Here is a 1,650-nt window from a genome sequence, read left to right as displayed (position 1 = left end):
CAATGTCATTAAGTTAAGCTCAAAAACAATAGCGGAATTAAAATGGAATTCGAAACGGTATGGGAAAAATCCCTGTGCCGTTTGTTTTTTGGTGTAAGCCAGAAAAAAGCGTACAGCAAACAAGGCGGAGGGAATATCCGCTTAAAAAATGTTCATATGAAACGAATTATGCTACTCTATAGACGAAGCTAACAGCTGATCTGTAGCGAATTTTGCGTGAATTTTGCTGTCCTGGGCGGATGGGGCGAATCGGCAAAACGTTTTTGCGAATCAGTGCTTCAACATCGGGTGGGGGTCCATCGCCGCGTGAGCGCAGGAAATGTCTACAAACGTGAACGGCAACCGTGAAGTTGACTTGATAGTGGTGCTGTTTATCCATTTGGGAAATGACGACGTGCGAGGTCATCATTTCAACAAAATTGTACATGATCATTCTTGCGAAAATCTCCTGGATGATGGATTCTTGCCTCTTTGCGTGAAAATTCGTCAAACCGACGGTGTATTTTAACGCCCTGAAAGAGGTTTCAATACCCCATCGCATGTGATAAATGGATTTAATTTCATCAGGCGGGAAATCAGCAGCAGAAAGATTCGTCATGATGGTTTCGTAAGCACCACTGGGCAGGATGAAACGAACAACCCGAAAGGAAATCGGGTAAAACATATTCTCGTGTAAATCCAAAAAATCAAGGGTAGACTTGGACGGGATGAACTTGTAAATTTCGGGGAGAGCCTTGACCGCATTGGTTTGTTTTTTGGTAAGTGTCAGATGAACTTCCCGATCAAACTCTCCGCTTGCGGGCAAACGCAAGCCCGCAAGAATCCCATTGGAATCCAAATCCTTTACCCGTATGACGTAGTTCCACCCTTTGCGTTCAAGATGTGCGAAATTGTTATAACTTTCATAGCCCCGATCGGCAGTAACAATGGTTTTGCCTTGGATGGGGGAACGGTCAACCATGTCTGCCAGTGCTCTGCCCTCGTTGCACAACCTTCGTGGCTGAACAATGGCATCCACGTAAAGTCTGTTGCATAAGTCATAGGCTGCGTTCAGATGCAGAAGGTTATAGCCTTTCGTGTTCGGTTGGCTTTGAAAATAGGTGTCCGTGTCCGCAGAGTCCGTTGCGATATGTAGATCCGAACCGTCAATGGCGAGTAATCGATACCCGCGGTAGTCCCTGATATTCGTATACGATTGCGTAAATTTGTGAAACAAGAATTCCACAGCAGATGGCAGGATTTTATTCCTCTGTTGAACAAAAGCGGAAGTGGTTGCGGTGTTTACGTCATAGGCCTGCGATTCCAGCAGTTCCTTATAGATGCTGTTGCCGCCCATGGAGATCAGGAGTTGCATAACTGTTTCAAAGGGCAGCCTTTTCTTTCGGGTAAAATCTTTTTGAGGGTTTTTAACATAAGGGGCTGGAGAGGCTGACATTTCTCGTATGAGGGATGTCAGCGTATTTTTTAGCGAATTTGCGTACTCATTCATTGACGTAACCTCCTCGTTTTTTCAAGGGGCTACGCCACACATTTCCGTTTATTTGTCAAGTCCTATTTTTCATCTTCAGGCAAAAAAAGAGCGGGCTATCTTTTCGATAACCAGCTCTTTTTTGATTTTTAGCCCTATGCCTTAACTTAATGACATTGCCC

1 protein-coding gene is annotated in these 1,650 nt (G+C 44.7%); it reads right to left on the bottom strand.

The window, feature by feature from the left end:
* Positions 1-166: 166 nt before the first annotated feature.
* A complete protein-coding gene (locus NV381_RS38080; RefSeq protein ID WP_258218455.1) occupies positions 167-1,489 on the bottom strand; it encodes an IS4 family transposase in 1,323 nt (440 codons plus the stop codon).
* Positions 1,490-1,650 lie beyond the last annotated feature (161 nt).

The organism is Paenibacillus radicis (ex Xue et al. 2023) (assembly GCF_024722015.1).
Classification (GTDB): Bacteria; Bacillota; Bacilli; order Paenibacillales; family NBRC-103111; genus Paenibacillus_S.
This window is presented reverse-complemented; position numbering and strand designations above follow the sequence as displayed.

Bases quoted from the DNA above. Each gene is read 5' to 3' on its own strand.
- NV381_RS38080 (WP_258218455.1), bottom strand. From the start codon at position 1,489: ATGAATGAGTACGCAAATTCGCTAAAAAATACGCTGACATCCCTCATA.